The sequence below is a fragment of the Enterobacter cloacae complex sp. 418I7 genome (assembly GCF_050030705.1).
Lineage (GTDB): Bacteria > Pseudomonadota > Gammaproteobacteria > Enterobacterales > Enterobacteriaceae > Enterobacter > Enterobacter intestinihominis.
Genome location: NZ_JBLGUU010000001.1, coordinates 611105 through 625174 on the forward strand (window position 1 = coordinate 611105; position 14070 = coordinate 625174).

Below are 14070 nucleotides of genomic sequence, written 5' to 3' on the forward strand. Positions count from 1 at the left end.
GGTTTCTCCTTTAGCAGCAGCGGACGCCGCCTTCTCCACTTCCGCCGTAGCGCGCTTCCTGACGCTCGCGGAAGAATTCAGTGTAGGTCATGTACGGCTTATCCGGATGGTTGGTCTTCATATGCTCAACGTAGTTGTCATAGTCCGGAATGCCAATCAGCATTTTCGCCGCCTGACCGAGGTATTTTTTTGCTTCGCCTAAGTTACCAAACATAACGTGTCCTGATAAGAAAAAGCCCGGTGGCGCTACGCTTACCGGGCCTACAGTAACGTTGTAGGGCGGGGCAGCGCAGCGCCACCCGCCATTTTATTAATGGTGTGAAGACGTCTTCACGCCGCCTTCCGGCACCGGCACGTACGGGGTTTCTTTGTCCGTACGGCCATCGGCATTACGCACTTTCATCCAGGTTTTAATGCCGTAGAAGATAATGCTGTACACCACCACCAGGAACAGAATGCTCAGACCCGCGTTGGTGTAGTTGTTCACCACGATATGGTTCATGTTGGCAATCTGCTGCGCAGTCAGATCCGCGCCGCCTGCGGCAATCTTCTCTTTGTACTGGTTAGCCATGAAGAAGAAGCCTTCCAGCTGCGGGTTGGTGCTGAACAGTTTCAGACCCAGCGCCCAGGTAGTGCAGAGCAGCAGCCACAGCGCAGGCACCACGGTTACCCAGATGTATTTGGTGCGTTTCATCTTCACCAGGACAACGGTGCCCAGCACCAGGGCCACAGCCGCCAGCATCTGGTTAGAGATGCCGAACAGCGGCCACAGGCTCTTCACGCCGCCCAGCGGGTCTACAACGCCCTGATACAGCAGGTAACCCCACAGGCCTACGCAGCCCGCAGTACCCAGAACACCTGCTACCAGAGAGTCGGTTTTCTTCAGGAACGGCACGAAGTTACCCAGCAGATCCTGCAACATGAAGCGGCCTGCACGCGTACCGGCATCCAGCGCGGTGAGGATGAACAGCGCTTCAAACAGAATACCGAAGTGGTACCAGAAGCCCATGTCCGCCCACGGCAGCACTTTGTGGAACACGTGTGCGATACCCACCGCCAGCGTCGGTGCGCCACCTGCGCGGTTCAGCACGGATGGTTCGCCGATGTCTTTCGCGGTCTGCATAATCTGCTCAGGCGAAATCACGAAGCCCCAGGAGCTGACGGTCGCCGCCGCGTGTGCGCTGGCGTCTTTCAGCTGCGCCATGATCAGCGCGGTATTTTCGCCGCCCATCTCATGCAGGTTTGGCATGGTGATGCCGAGACCCGCTGGTGGGGTGTTCATCGCGAAGTACAGCCCAGGCTCGATAATCGACGCCGCAACCAGCGCCATGATCGCCACGAAGGATTCCATCAGCATCGCGCCGTAACCGATGAAGCGCGCGTCGGTTTCGTTGGCCATCAGCTTCGGCGTGGTGCCGGAGGCGATCAGCGCGTGGAAGCCAGACACGGCACCGCAGGCAATGGTGATAAACAGGAACGGGAACAGGGCACCTTTCCACAGCGGACCGGTACCGTCAATGTACTGCGTCACCGCCGGCATTTTCAGCTCCGGGTTGATGATCACAATCCCGATTGCCAGCCCGACGATCACGCCGATTTTCAGGAAGGTCGCCAGGTAGTCACGCGGAGCCAGAATCAGCCACACCGGCAGCAGCGCTGAGATGAACGCGTAACCGATCAGCGCGAAGGTGATGGTGGTGTCTTTAAAGGTCAGCGCCGGGCCCCAGTACGGGTCGTGGGCAATCACACCGCCGAAGTAGATGGAGGCGACCAGCAGCACGATACCGATGACCGACACCTCGCCAACGCGGCCAGGGCGCAGGAAGCGCATGTAAATGCCCATGAACAGCGCAATCGGCACGGTAGAGCAGACGGTGAAGACGCCCCACGGACTTTCGGCCAGCGCTTTCACCACGATCAGGGCCAGCACTGCCAGGATGATGATCATGATCAGGAAGCAGCCGAACAGGGCGATCGTGCCCGGCACGCGGCCCATCTCCTCTTTGATCATCTCGCCCAGCGACGAACCATTACGGCGCGAGGAGATAAACAGCACCATAAAGTCCTGCACCGCTCCCGCCAGCACTACGCCCGCCAGCAGCCAGAGCGTACCCGGCAGGTAGCCCATCTGCGCAGCCAGCACCGGACCGACCAGCGGACCCGCGCCTGCAATGGCGGCGAAGTGGTGACCAAACAGCACGTAACGGTTGGTTGGCACATAGTTCAGGCCGTCATTGTTAATGACCGCCGGGGTGGCGCGCGTCGGGTCGAGCTTCATGACCTTCTGCGCGATGTACAAGCTGTAGTAGCGATAAGCCACAAGATAGACGGAAACCGACGCGACCACGATCCACAGGGCGCTGACGTGCTCGCCCCGGCGTAATGCGACAACCGCCAGACAGAAAGCGCCGATGATCCCGAGGATGGCCCAGGGCACGTGCTTAAGTAGTTTTTTAGTATCCATAGTAAGACCTGGTTTTTTATGTAAAGAAAAAAGGGTCAGGGTTCGTTGTGAGGAGGTATTGATTAATGCTGGAGCGATCGTGCCAGATCCTCGCGCGTGTAAAGCACGGTAAATGGGTGAGTGGTTGAAAGCGATGCGTGAGCGGTCAAAAGCGAGGGTGAGTGGTTAAGGCTCACCCCCGGCGGGAGAAAATATGTGATTGAGATCACTGAGAATAATCTAGCCCTGCGGGGTTTCGTCGTTCGCATCAGGGCATTGCGTGCAGCGGCAGGGCTGATATGCGGGCAGCAGCTGATAGCGTCCTTTGCCGTCGTGTTCGATAATTGGGGAAAGGGCCTGTAGATCGCGGTACACCGTACGTTCGGTAATGCCAAATTTTTGCATCAGATCGCGGCGATTAACGCTTCCGTTGCGGTGCAGAGCAATAATGATGTCAACCAGACGCTCAGCCGAGCGGCTTCGGGGTGAAGGGGCCATAAGACTTTCCAGCGTTAAGGGGGCGGCTGACGACGTCGTCAGCCGCCCCGAAAAATTTATCTTATGGATAGTTAACGGCGCACCTTTGCGGAAACCTTAGCGTTTTTTTGTGCAACGGGATCAAACCGCGGCTTCCATCTCCATCATCACCGGGTGGAAACGGCGTTTGAAGTAGATCAGGCCGTGCCCCTCGCTGCTGAGGATGATGTTCTTAATCTCCACAAGGTAGACCAGATGGGTACCGATGGTTTGCACCTGGGTTATCTCACCTTCCAGGCTTGCCAGGGCGCCTTTCAGCACCGGCTGCGCCAGCGGTCCTTTCTGCCAGCAGGAGAGAGCAAAGCGCTCCTCCATGGCCATGCCGGTCATCCCGGCAAAGTGGCGGGCCATGATCTCCTGCTCGTGGTTCAGCACGTTGACGCACAGTTTACCGTTGCCCTGGAAGACCGGGTTCATGGCGCTGTTGGCGTTGATGCAGACCATGACCGAGGGCGGGGTATCCGTGACCGAACAGACGGCGGTGGCGGTAATGCCGCAGCGGCCCGCATCGCCCTCGGTGGTGACCACATTCACCGCCGCCGACAGGCTGGCCATCGCGTCGCGAAAACGCAGGCGTTCTTCAGATTGCATTGAAACCTCCCGCTGCGTTATTTCAGCAGCTTATCCAGCATGTTGATATCAGTGTTGTTGTGCAGGTGCGGTACGGTCCAGCCGTGCTGATCGTACTCGGACATGCAGCGGTCAACCATCGCCATCATCTTGTCCATGTTGCCGGAGCTTTGCGCCTGACGCAGGCATTGCAGGCGGATCTCATCCTGGCTACCGGAGTAGTTGATTTCGTACAGCTCGTGACGTCCGCCAAACTCGCTACCGATGGCATCCCACATCAGTTTCAGAATCTTGATGCGTTCGACGTGATCCATCCCGTTGGAGCCGCGCACATACTTCGCCAGATACTGGTCGATCTGCGGGTTGTTCAGGTCCCGCGCGCTGGACGGCAGGTAGATCAGCCCGGAGGTCACGTTGCGTTCGATAATGTTCTTGATTTTCGCGTAGGCCATTGGCGCCATCACGCGGTAGGTCTGTAACGCCGCGTGGTCAGGCAGGTACGCGCCGTTTACCCAAGGCGTGGCTTCGGAGCACATGGAGTCGCTCAGCGCCCAGAACATGTTGCGCCACGCCACCACTTCGCCGAGATCCGCCTGCACGCCGCGGAACTCGAGGGTGCCGGTACACTCCAGTGACTTCTTCAGCAGAGCGGTGATGAAGTCGAGCTTCACTGCCAGACGCACGCAGGCCTGAAGCGGGTACATGCGGGCGAAGCCACCTTCCATCGTCCAGCGACGGCAGCGGTCGAAATCGCGGTAGATCAGCACGTTTTCCCACGGGATCAGCACATGATCCATCACCAGAATGGCGTCGTTCTCGTCAAAGCGGCTGGAGAGCGGGTAGTCGTACGGGGAGCCGGTCGCCCCTGCCACCATCTCGTAAGAGGCGCGGGAGATCAGCTTCACCCCTTCGGCATCCATCGGCGCGACGAACATTAGCGCGAAGTCCGGGTTTTCGCCCATCACCTGCGCAGAGCCAAAACCAATCATGTTGTAGTGGGTCAGCGCCGAGTTGGTGGCTACCACTTTCGCGCCGCTGACGATGATCCCGGCATCGGTCTCTTTCTCCAGCTTGATGTAAACGTCTTTCACCTCGTCCGCCGGTTTATGGCGGTCGATAGGCGGGTTGACGATGGCGTGGTTAAAGTACAGGCCGGTTTCCTGAATACGGGTGTACCAGTTGCGGGCGTTCTGCTCGAACTGACCGTAGAAGGCAGGGTTCGCCCCCAGCGCGCAGCCGAACGCGGCTTTGTAGTCTGGTGTGCGGCCCATCCAGCCGTAGCTCAGGCGCGACCACTCGGCGATGGCGTCGCGCTGCTGGCGCAGATCGTCGGCGCTTTTCGCCACACGGAAGAATTTATGGGTGTAGCCGCCGCTGCCGGTGTCGGTGCCCCAGCAGAGGGTATCCTGCATGTCTGGCTTGTGCAGGGCATCGTACATCTGGGCGATGGACGCCGCCGCATTGCGAAATGCCGGGTGGGTAGTGACGTCCTTAACGCACTCGCCGTAGATATAAATCTCACGGCCATCTTGCAGGCTTTTTAAATACTCTTCACCGGTTAACGGACGTTTGGCATTAGCGCGGAAATCTTCAGGCTTCATAGGGACCTCGTATCGGAAGATGGTTGTTAAATTTATGTTTTGTTTTTGTTGTTTAATTGAAGCGTGAGAGGGGCGGAACGTGAAGGGACGATTGGGACAACGGCAGGTACTTTTCGGGTGGGATGTTGTTTTGTGATCTGTGCGGCTTTTCGGCGGGTGGCGCTGCGCGTACCCGCCCTACGAACCGTGATGCGTTCAGGAAACCGGTACTTTCTGCGCCCGGTATGCGCTGGGTGAGCACCCCGTCAGTCGGTTGAAAAAACGGGCGAAATAGGCCGGATCTTTAAACCCCAGTTGCCAGGCAATTTCGCTCACTGTGCTGTCGGAAAACAGCAGCAAGCGCCTGGCTTCCCGCAGCTGGCGGTCGAAGATCAGCCGTTTCGGCGAGCGGTTGGCAAAGCGGCGGCAGATATCGGTCAGGCGGGATTCGGTAAGATGCAGTTCGCTGGCGTATTCCGGCACCGTCCAGTGCTCGTGGTAATGCGCATCTGTCAGCTGGTTAAAGCGCTGAAACAGCTTCAGCTCGCCGCGCATGCCGCCTGAAGCGTGGTCGTCGAGCTTCGCGTTGCGCAGCAGCAGGGTAAATACAGCCTGCGCCAGCAGGACCAGCGTATGCTCACGGCCCGGCAGCTGTTCCGTGGATTCCCGGGCAATGAGCTGCCAGTAATGCTTCAGCGCCGCCAGCTCGTCAGGCCTGTCGGCAAGCGACAGGCAGATCCCCGGCAGGCCGAACGCCTCCCGCGTGCCGGGGTAGAGCACTTCTAACAACGGCCAGATAAGATCCTCGCGCACCGTCAGCACGTGGCCGTCGCTGTCGGATTCAGTGATAAACGCGTGCGGCACCGACGGCGGCGTCAGAACGAACAGCGGCGCCTGCACCGAGTAGCGGTGGTCGTCGAGCTGCAGCTCAATCTGCCCGGTGTCGAGAAAATGCATCTGAAAATACTGGTCGTGGCGGTGCGCCTGCATGTCGCGGCCAAAAAAGGCCGCCATGCGGGCGAACGACTGGTAGTGCACATCGTCGGTGCCCAGACTTTCGTCGTACTCCTTGCTGATATCAATGTTGGCGATAGGGCTCTGGCACATGATCGTTCCTCTTTTGAACCCGCTGCGTCATCGGAATGCGCGTCAGCACCAGCGCGCCCACTACCAGCAGACCCGCCACGAACCACAGCCCCGAGCTGAAGCTGCCGGTCGCGTCGCGCAGAATACCAATCAGCAATGGGCTGACGGCAGACCCGACGTTGCCGATGGCGTTGATCACCGCCAGCGCCACCGCGCGGGATTGCAGGCTAATCACCTGGTCCGGCGTGGTCCAGAATATCGCCATGGCGGTAAACGATCCGGTTGAGGCCATGATGATGCCAAGCAGCTGGATCAGGCTGTGATCGGTCGCCGAGGCCAGCATCCATCCCGCCGCCGCAAACAGATACGGCAGGATGGTGTGCTTTTTTCGCTCTTTCAGCCTGTCGGAGCGGCGGCTCCACCAGATCATCCCGAGGATGGTGCAAAACTGCGGGATCGCCGCCAGCAGGCCAATCACGATATTGCTGCTGCCGGTGTTGAAGCTTTGCAGGATCTGCGGCGTCCAGATGTTGATCGCGCTCAGCGTATTCGTCAGGCAGAAGTAGGCCAGCGTGTAGAGCAGTACGGCGGGCGTCAGCACCTCGCGCAGCGTCGATCGCGGCGTGGCGACGTGCGCAATGGCCAGTTCCTGCTCGCGGGCGATCATCGTTTTGAGTGCCTGCTTTTCATCATCATCCAGCCAGGTGGCCTGATCCGGGGTGTCGTTAAGGTAGAACCAGGTCACCACGCCGAGCACCACCGACGGCAGCCCCTCCAGCAGGAACAGCCACTGCCAGCCCTTCAGGTTCCACAGCCCGTCCATCGCCAGAATGTACCCGGAGAGGATCGAGCCGAGCATCATGGTCACCGGCATGGCGATCATAAACAACGCGTTGGCGCGGGCGCGGTGATACGCCGGGAACCACCAGGTGAGATAGACCAGGATCCCCGGCAGGAAACCGGCTTCGGCAATGCCCACCAGCATGCGCAGGACGTAGAGCGTTTCCGGGCTGGTGGCGAACATGGTGCAGGTAGAGGCGATGCCCCACACCACCATGATCCCGGCGATCCAGCGCCGCGCGCCGATTTTCGCCAGCATGATGTTGCTGGGGATCCCGCACAGCACGTAGGTGACGTAAAACAGCGTCGCGGCCAGGCCAAACATGGTCGACGTGAGGCCCAGATCTTTGCCCATCGTTAGCCCGGCAAAGCCGATGTTGATGCGATCGAGAAACGAAAAGACAAACAGGATAAAGAGAAACACGATCAAACGACGGAACAGCTTGTTGATAATGCGATGTTCTATAGCTTTCTTATCTTGCAGGGTAGAGGTCGTCATGCTGCGCTCCAGATCTTACGTTTAGTAGACGGATTTATTGTTATTAACTGACGTAACTGGTTGTTCGATAAAGCGTGCCGCCAGCGCTTCCGCGCCGCGGGCGAGCAGGGTGGTGTCGACGCCGACGGCGACAAACAGCGCGCCGAGGTCGAGATAGCGTTTTGCCAGCGCCTCGTTGGTCATCAGGATGCCGGGGGCTTTACCGGCGGCGCGTATCTGCGCGATCGCCTGCTCAATGGCGGCCTGCACCTCCGGGTGCTGCGGATTACCGGCAAAGCCCATGTCGGCGCTCAGATCCGCCGGGCCGATAAACACGCCGTCGACGCCGTCCACGTCCAGGATCTGCGGCAGGTTTTTCAGCGCTCTTAGGGTTTCGATCTGCACCAGCACGCACATGGCGTCGTTAGCCTGATGCAGATAGTCCGGGATACGGTTCCAGCGCGACGCCCGCGCCAGCGCGCTGCCGACGCCGCGAATGCCCGCGGGCGGATAGCGGGTGGCGCTGACCGCCAGCCGCGCTTCGTCGGCGTTTTGCACCATCGGCACCAGCAGGGTTTGCACCCCCACGTCCAGCAGCTGCTTGATCTGCACCGGATCGTTCCACGACGGGCGCACCACCGGCTGGCTGGGATAAGGGGCGATGGCCTGTAGCTGAGTGAGAACGGTCTGTACGCTGTTCGGCGCGTGCTCCCCGTCGATCAGAAGCCAGTCAAAACCGGCCCCGGCCAATAGCTCAGCGCTGTAGCTGCTGGTTAGCCCCAGCCATAACCCGATTTGCGGTCGGCCCGCTTTCAGCGCCGCTTTGAATGCGTTTTGCATGATCATCTCCTTACACAAAGCGGCAGCTGATGGAGCCCATGTTGCCGTAGTCGACGTGGAAGGTGTCGCCTCTGCTGGCGGCAACCGGGCGGGTAAACGAGCCGCCGAGAATGATCTGGCCTGGCTCAAGCTGCACGTCGTATGGCGCGAGTTTGTTCGCCAGCCACGCCACGCCGTTCGCCGGATGATTAAGGACGCCTGCGGCCACGCCGGTCTCTTCGATCACGCCGTTGCGGTAGAGCAGGGCGGAGATCCAGCGCAGATCCAGCTCGTCGGGTTTAATCGGGCGGCCGCCGAGGATCACGCCCGCGTTGGCGGCGTTATCGGAGATAGTGTCGAATACCTTGCGCGGGCGCTGGGTTTCCGGGTCAACGTTGTGGCAGCGGGCGTCGATCAGCTCCAGGGCAGGGATGACGTAATCCGTGGCGTTGTAAACGTCGAAGATCGTGCAGTTCGGGCCGCGCAGCGGTTTTGCCAGCACGAAGGCCAGCTCCACTTCGATGCGCGGGACGATAAAGCGATCCACGGGAATGTCGCTGCCGTCGTGGAAGAACATATCGTCCAGCAGCGCGCCGTAGTCTGGCTCGCTGATCTGCGAGCTGGCCTGCATCGCTTTGGAGGTGAGGCCGATCTTGTGGCCTTTCAGCACGCGGCCTTCGGCAATTTTCAGGCTCACCCATTCGCGCTGGACGGCGTAGGCGTCTTCAATGGTGATCTCCGGATACTCAAGCGAGATCGCGCGGATCTGCTCCCGGGATTGTTCCGCCTGATGCAGGCGGTGGGCGATCAGGGTATGGGTGTGTTTGTCGAGCATGGCGATATCCTTTGTGCGGCTGTTGCCGGGTGGCGCTTCGCTTACCCGGCCTACGTTCGAGCCGTTGTAGGCCCGGTAAGCGAAGCGCCACCGGGCGAAAAAGATGTCTACTTAAACAACGCGTGCACGTTGTTTTGTTTGTAGTTCAGCGTCGGATCGAGTTCTTCCATGGCGAAAGAGAGCGCCAGATAACGGCCCGCCATTAGCTCTGCAAAATGCGTTTTGATCAGCGCAAACAGCATTTCACCGACCTCTTCCCGGCTCTCCAGACTGCGCCCGGCGCCGATTTTGAGCGTCATATGCACAAAGGCGTAATCGTGCTTGCCGTCGGCCATCTGCCAGGTGTCCAGCCAGTGGGCGCGGCTGCGGATACCGCCGAGCGGGAAAATACCCGTGGCGGCGAGCGCCTCGTTCACTTTGGCAAACAGCCCCGGCAGGTCGACCTGCGCGCGGATGTTGTCGGTACATTCAGCAATAAAGTGCGGCATGGTGGCTCCTTACGCGGGCAGCGGGAAAACGGCGTTGACCTGGCCGGTGCCGGAGCTGGCGAACAGCTCGGTGAGAAACTCCACCTTACCGTCGTAGTTGTCCCAGCCGAGCATCCCCAGCAGCATCACCGTGTCGTGCATGTTGCCCTCGCCGTAGCAGTAGTCGGCGTACTCCGGCAGCATGCTGCAAAACTCTTTGAACTGCCCCTCGCGCCATAGCTTCACTACCCGCTCATCCATCTGGCGGTCAAACTCGCGGGTATAGCTGTTCATCCCTTCCTCCGCGCGCTGGTCGTCGATAAAGCGGTGCGACAGCGAGCCGCTGGCGAGCACCGCCACGGTGCCGTCGTATTTTTCGATGGCGCTGACGATGGCCTCGCCCAGCCTGCGGCTGTCGGCGAAGTCGTGTACCGTGCAGAACGCCGAGATGGAGATCACTTTGAAGTGCTTATCCGCGTTCATGTAGCGCATCGGCACCAGCGTGCCGTACTCCAGCTTGAGGCTCGGGATGTTGTGCGCCTTGGCGCGCACGCCAAGCTTCACCGCTTCGTCGGCGATCAGCTGGCCGAGTTCCGGGTTGCCGTCGTAGTCGTAGGTCATGTCGCGAATAAAATGCGGCAGCTCGTTGCTGGTGTAGATGCCTGAAAAATGGTTCGCACAGTTGATGTGATACGCGCTGTTCACCAGCCAGTGGGTGTCGAAGACGATAATGGTATCGACGCCCAGCTCGCGGCAGCGCTTGCTGATCTCTTTATGCCCGTCGATGGCTGACTGGCGGCAGCCGTGGTTTTTGCCCGGCAGTTCAGAGAGATACATTGACGGCACGTGGGTGATTTTTGCTGCTAAGGCTAATTTTCCCATGATCAGATCCCCCACTTTGGAATCGGATGGTCGCCCATGGAGATACAGACGTTTTTCATCTCCGCGAAGACCTCGAAGCTGTACTCGCCGCCCTCACGCCCGGTGCCGGAGGCCTTCACGCCGCCAAACGGCTGGCGCAGGTCGCGCACGTTCTGGGTGTTAACGAACACCATGCCCGCTTCGATGTTGCGCGCCAGACGCAGCACTTTGCTGACGTCCTGCGTCCAGATGTACGACGCCAGGCCATACTCCACGTCGTTTGCCAGGCGCAGGCCTTCCGCTTCGTCCTTAAACGGCAGCAGGCAGGCCACCGGCCCGAAGATCTCCTCCTGCGCCACGCGCATGCGGTTATCGACATCCGCCAGCACGGTCGGGCGCAGGAAATTGCCGCCTTTCAGGTGCGCAGGCAGATCGGTCGGTTTGTCCGGGCCGCCCGCCAGCAGGGTTGCCCCCTCTTCAATGCCGAGGCGGATGTAGCCGGAGACCTTCTCCCAGTGCTGCTTGCTGATCAGCGCGCCAATCTGGGTGTTCGGATCGGTCGGGTCGCCCACGCGCAGGCGGCTGGCGCGCTCGGCAAAGCGTTTGACGAACTCCGGGTAGATGCTCTGCTGGATGAAGATGCGCGAGCCGGCGGTGCAGCGTTCGCCGTTGATGGAGAAGATGGTGAACAGGGCGGCGTCCAGCGCGCGCTCGATGTCCGCGTCTTCAAAAATCAGCACCGGAGATTTGCCGCCCAGCTCCATGGAATACTTCTTCAGCCCGGCGTTTTTCATGATGTTACGCCCGGTGGCGGTGCCGCCGGTGAAGGAGACGGCGCGCACGTCATGATGACGCACCAGCGCGTCGCCCGCCGTGGCGCCATAGCCCTGCACTACGTTCAGCACGCCCGCCGGAATGCCCGCCTCCAGCGCCAGCTCGCCCAGACGGTCGGCGGTCAGCGGGGAGAGCTCGGACATCTTCAGCACCGCGGTGTTACCCAGCGCCAGGCACGGCGCGACCTTCCAGGTGGCGGTCATAAACGGCACGTTCCACGGCGACACCAGCGCACAAACGCCTACCGGCTGCACGAGGGTGTAGTTGAGCATCTTGTCATCGACCGGGTAGGTTTTGCCGTTCATCTGCTGGCACACCTCGGCGAAGAACTCAAAGTTGTGCGAGGCGCGTGGAATGAGCACGTTTTTGGTCTGGTGGATCGGCAGGCCGGTGTCGGCGGTCTCCATCGCGGCAATGTCCGGCACGTTCTGGTCAATCAGATCCCCCAGGCGACGCATCAGGCGCGCACGCTCCTTCATCGGCAGGTTGGCCCATTTCGGGAACGCCTCTTTGGCGGCGGCAACGGCCTGATGGATTTCGGCTTCGCCGCCAGAGGCCACTTCTGCCAGCACCTCGCCGGAGGCCGGATTAGTGGTTTGGAAGTACTCACTTCCGGCGACGTTTTTCCCGTTGATCCAGTGGTTAATCTTTTTCATTTTGCAGTCTCCTCACTGACAATTCGGTTTACCAGACGGCCTACGCCTTCCACTTCCACTACCACCTCATCGCCCGGTACCACGTCGGACAGCCCCTTCGGCGTGCCGGTGGCAATCATGTCGCCCGGTTGCAGGGTCATGAAATCGCTCAGATACGCAATCAGGAATGGGATGCTGAAAATGAGATCGGCGGTGGTGCCTTCCTGACGCAGTTCACCGTTGACGTAGGTGCGAAGACGAAGGTTGTGCGGGTCAGGGATGGCTTCTTTTGGCACTACGTTCGGGCTGATGGGGGTCAGCCCGTCGCGGCTTTTCACCCGCAGGTTCGGGCGATAGTAGTTTTCGAGATAATCGCGGATGGCGTAGTCGTTGCACACCGTGTAGCCCGCAACATAGTCCATCGCCTCGGCTTCGCTGACCTTACGCGCGGTTTTACCGATGACCACCACCAGCTCGGCTTCGTAATGCATGTATTCAATGTTGTTTGGGCGCACCGAGGTCTGGTTGTCGCCGTTAAAGGTGTTCGGCGCTTTGATAAACACCAGCGGCTCGGTGGGCGGTTTGAAGTCCAGCTCGCTGGCGTGATCGGCGTAGTTCAGGCCGAGGGCGAACAGCGTGGCGTGCGGCGGCGTGCGCGAAGCGATGGTAACGTCGCGTTCCTCCACCACCGGGTTTTCCAGCGGCGGAAATCCCTCTGCCAGAATGCGTACCCGATCGCCCGGGCGAATTTCGACGCGGCTTTGCGGGGTACCGAGCAATATCGCATCGCCGGGGTTCAGGGTGGCAAATTCGCTCAGGGCGCTCAGCAGTTCGGCGGCGTTGCGGTGCAGATCGGCCGTGTTCCAGTGGTCCGCTTCGCGACCGTTGATCTCGGTGATGATGGTCAGGTTGTCCACGTTATCAACGGCGACAGGTTCGCCGAGCGGGCAAAATCCATCCTGGCATTTGGCTTTAATAGCCGGGCGGTAGAAGCTCTCTTCCGGCAGGCTGATTTCGTTGGCCAGCGCGTAGCCAGCGATGTACGCCGCCGCCTCTTCAACGCGTACTTTGCTGGCGGTTTTGCCCACCACCAGCGCCACCGTTGCGCCGCTTAACACGGTTTCTCCCTGCGGGAAGGGAATCGGCTCGCCTGCGCGAATAACGGTGTTATGTGGCTTGATAAACCACACCGCCGTTTTTGGCGGCGCGTTATAGGGGGCTTTTTCAAACGCCTCAGCCCAGGCCGCACGCTGGCTTTGGTGGTTTAGCGCTACGGCAAAAACAGTACCTTTCATTCCCATACTCCTCAAACCGGCTGTCCGGTTTTGATTTCATTAATATGTTAATGATCTGGTTTTATGCTTTTGCTGTTCGTTTCGCAATCAGAAGTGAATAATTTGTGATATGAATAACAATAAATTTACACCAATGGGTTAATTATCATTTAAATCAATGCATTAAAAAAATGACGTTGTTTCTGTTAGACTTTTTGGGTTACAACGTATTGTCTATAAAAGCATCTGTTTTAAATTGTTTACTTGTTAATGATGTAAGGGGAAGGTGATGCATGATTCATTAACCATCGCGCTGTTGCAGGCGCGTGAAGCGGCGATGGGCTACTTCCGCCCGATAGTGAAACGGCATAATCTGACCGAGCAGCAATGGCGTATCGTCCGCGTGCTGGCCGAGCATCCCTCCATGGATTTTCATGATCTGGCGTTCCGCACCTGCATTTTGCGCCCAAGCCTGACCGGCATTCTGACGCGGATGGAGCGCGACGGTCTGGTGCTGCGCTTAAAGCCGGTGAATGACCAGCGCAAGCTGTACGTATCGCTGACGAAAGAAGGCAACGCGCTGTACCAGCGTGCTCAGGCTCAGGTGGAAGAGGCGTACCAGCAGATTGAGGCGGAATATACCCCGGAGAAGATGAAGCAGCTCACGGCGCTGCTGGAAGAGTTTATTGAACTCGGAAACCGACATATTGCCGCGCGGAACGAAGAGTAAAAACCCTAAAATCCAGGATGATTTTCGTAAAGTTTTCCCTTTCCAGGCCGAAAATTCTGTATCTGTCTGAGGAAAGAGAAA

14 protein-coding genes are annotated in these 14070 nt (G+C 59.2%); 1 reads left to right on the forward strand and 13 read right to left on the reverse strand.

Translation table 11 applies throughout. The features are described 5' to 3' along the window. Positions 1–10: 10 nt before the first annotated feature. The 13 genes from ACQG0S_RS02945 to hpaG all read right to left on the reverse strand — a co-directional run bounded on the left by ACQG0S_RS02945 (position 11) and on the right by hpaG (position 13280). Positions 11–214, reverse strand: a complete 204-nt coding sequence (locus tag ACQG0S_RS02945; RefSeq protein WP_003856610.1) for a YbdD/YjiX family protein — start codon at positions 212–214, stop codon at positions 11–13. A 96-nt stretch (positions 215–310) separates the two neighbouring features. Then, the gene (locus tag ACQG0S_RS02950; RefSeq protein ID WP_022646950.1) at positions 311–2464 is read right to left on the reverse strand and encodes a carbon starvation CstA family protein; all 2154 of its coding nucleotides are present in this window, start codon (positions 2462–2464) and stop codon (positions 311–313) included. A gap of 219 nt (positions 2465–2683) precedes the next feature. Then, positions 2684–2941 (reverse strand): HTH domain-containing protein, encoded by a 258-nt coding sequence (locus ACQG0S_RS02955; protein ID WP_022646951.1) that lies wholly within the window; start codon positions 2939–2941, stop codon positions 2684–2686. Positions 2942–3061: 120 nt separating this feature from the next. After that, positions 3062–3571: a 4-hydroxyphenylacetate 3-monooxygenase reductase subunit gene (locus ACQG0S_RS02960; RefSeq protein WP_003856606.1), complete on the reverse strand. Its 510-nt coding sequence runs from the start codon at positions 3569–3571 to the stop codon at positions 3062–3064. 17 nt (positions 3572–3588) lie between these two features. Further along, positions 3589–5151 carry a 4-hydroxyphenylacetate 3-monooxygenase, oxygenase component gene (hpaB, locus tag ACQG0S_RS02965; protein ID WP_048965822.1) on the reverse strand — a complete coding sequence of 521 codons (1563 nt, stop codon included), beginning with the start codon at positions 5149–5151 and terminating at the stop codon, positions 3589–3591. 195 nt (positions 5152–5346) lie between these two features. Beyond that, on the reverse strand, positions 5347–6237 hold the full coding sequence (hpaA, locus tag ACQG0S_RS02970) for a 4-hydroxyphenylacetate catabolism regulatory protein HpaA (RefSeq protein WP_022646953.1): 891 nt from the start codon (positions 6235–6237) through the stop codon (positions 5347–5349). Then, on the reverse strand, positions 6209–7555 hold the full coding sequence (gene hpaX / locus ACQG0S_RS02975) for a 4-hydroxyphenylacetate permease (protein WP_048965823.1): 1347 nt from the start codon (positions 7553–7555) through the stop codon (positions 6209–6211). The genes hpaA and hpaX overlap by 29 nt, the downstream gene beginning before the upstream one ends. A gap of 21 nt (positions 7556–7576) precedes the next feature. After that, positions 7577–8374 (reverse strand): 4-hydroxy-2-oxoheptanedioate aldolase, encoded by a 798-nt coding sequence (hpaI, locus tag ACQG0S_RS02980; RefSeq protein ID WP_048965824.1) that lies wholly within the window; start codon positions 8372–8374, stop codon positions 7577–7579. 10 nt (positions 8375–8384) lie between these two features. Continuing rightward, on the reverse strand, positions 8385–9188 hold the full coding sequence (gene hpaH / locus ACQG0S_RS02985; RefSeq protein ID WP_015572593.1) for a 2-oxo-hept-4-ene-1,7-dioate hydratase: 804 nt from the start codon (positions 9186–9188) through the stop codon (positions 8385–8387). 107 nt (positions 9189–9295) lie between these two features. After that, complete coding sequence (locus tag ACQG0S_RS02990) at positions 9296–9676, reverse strand: 5-carboxymethyl-2-hydroxymuconate Delta-isomerase (RefSeq protein WP_048965825.1); 381 nt, start codon at positions 9674–9676, stop codon at positions 9296–9298. A gap of 9 nt (positions 9677–9685) precedes the next feature. After that, positions 9686–10537 (reverse strand): 3,4-dihydroxyphenylacetate 2,3-dioxygenase, encoded by an 852-nt coding sequence (hpaD, locus tag ACQG0S_RS02995; RefSeq protein ID WP_048965826.1) that lies wholly within the window; start codon positions 10535–10537, stop codon positions 9686–9688. A gap of 2 nt (positions 10538–10539) precedes the next feature. Further along, positions 10540–12006 (reverse strand): 5-carboxymethyl-2-hydroxymuconate semialdehyde dehydrogenase, encoded by a 1467-nt coding sequence (hpaE, locus tag ACQG0S_RS03000; RefSeq protein WP_022646959.1) that lies wholly within the window; start codon positions 12004–12006, stop codon positions 10540–10542. Further along, a complete protein-coding gene (gene hpaG, locus ACQG0S_RS03005) occupies positions 12003–13280 on the reverse strand; it encodes a 4-hydroxyphenylacetate degradation bifunctional isomerase/decarboxylase (protein WP_169440924.1) in 1278 nt (425 codons plus the stop codon). The genes hpaE and hpaG overlap by 4 nt, the downstream gene beginning before the upstream one ends. Positions 13281–13548: 268 nt before the next feature. Between hpaG and hpaR the strand changes: the two genes are divergently transcribed. Then, on the forward strand, positions 13549–13989 hold the full coding sequence (gene hpaR, locus ACQG0S_RS03010; RefSeq protein ID WP_169440926.1) for a homoprotocatechuate degradation operon regulator HpaR: 441 nt from the start codon (positions 13549–13551) through the stop codon (positions 13987–13989). Positions 13990–14070: the final 81 nt, after the last annotated feature.

Excerpts from the sequence above, each read along its gene's own strand:
- ACQG0S_RS02945 (WP_003856610.1), bottom strand. The coding sequence starts at position 214 with ATGTTTGGTAACTTAGGCGAAGCAAAAAAATACCTCGGTCAGGCGGCG.
- ACQG0S_RS02950 (WP_022646950.1), bottom strand. The coding sequence starts at position 2,464 with ATGGATACTAAAAAACTACTTAAGCACGTGCCCTGGGCCATCCTCGGG.
- ACQG0S_RS02955 (WP_022646951.1), bottom strand. The coding sequence starts at position 2,941 with ATGGCCCCTTCACCCCGAAGCCGCTCGGCTGAGCGTCTGGTTGACATC.
- ACQG0S_RS02960 (WP_003856606.1), bottom strand. The coding sequence starts at position 3,571 with ATGCAATCTGAAGAACGCCTGCGTTTTCGCGACGCGATGGCCAGCCTG.
- hpaB (WP_048965822.1), bottom strand. The coding sequence starts at position 5,151 with ATGAAGCCTGAAGATTTCCGCGCTAATGCCAAACGTCCGTTAACCGGT.
- hpaA (WP_022646953.1), bottom strand. The coding sequence starts at position 6,237 with ATGTGCCAGAGCCCTATCGCCAACATTGATATCAGCAAGGAGTACGAC.
- hpaX (WP_048965823.1), bottom strand. The coding sequence starts at position 7,555 with ATGACGACCTCTACCCTGCAAGATAAGAAAGCTATAGAACATCGCATT.
- hpaI (WP_048965824.1), bottom strand. The coding sequence starts at position 8,374 with ATGCAAAACGCATTCAAAGCGGCGCTGAAAGCGGGCCGACCGCAAATC.
- hpaH (WP_015572593.1), bottom strand. The coding sequence starts at position 9,188 with ATGCTCGACAAACACACCCATACCCTGATCGCCCACCGCCTGCATCAG.
- ACQG0S_RS02990 (WP_048965825.1), bottom strand. The coding sequence starts at position 9,676 with ATGCCGCACTTTATTGCTGAATGTACCGACAACATCCGCGCGCAGGTC.
- hpaD (WP_048965826.1), bottom strand. The coding sequence starts at position 10,537 with ATGGGAAAATTAGCCTTAGCAGCAAAAATCACCCACGTGCCGTCAATG.
- hpaE (WP_022646959.1), bottom strand. The coding sequence starts at position 12,006 with ATGAAAAAGATTAACCACTGGATCAACGGGAAAAACGTCGCCGGAAGT.
- hpaG (WP_169440924.1), bottom strand. The coding sequence starts at position 13,280 with ATGAAAGGTACTGTTTTTGCCGTAGCGCTAAACCACCAAAGCCAGCGT.
- hpaR (WP_169440926.1), top strand. The coding sequence starts at position 13,549 with ATGCATGATTCATTAACCATCGCGCTGTTGCAGGCGCGTGAAGCGGCG.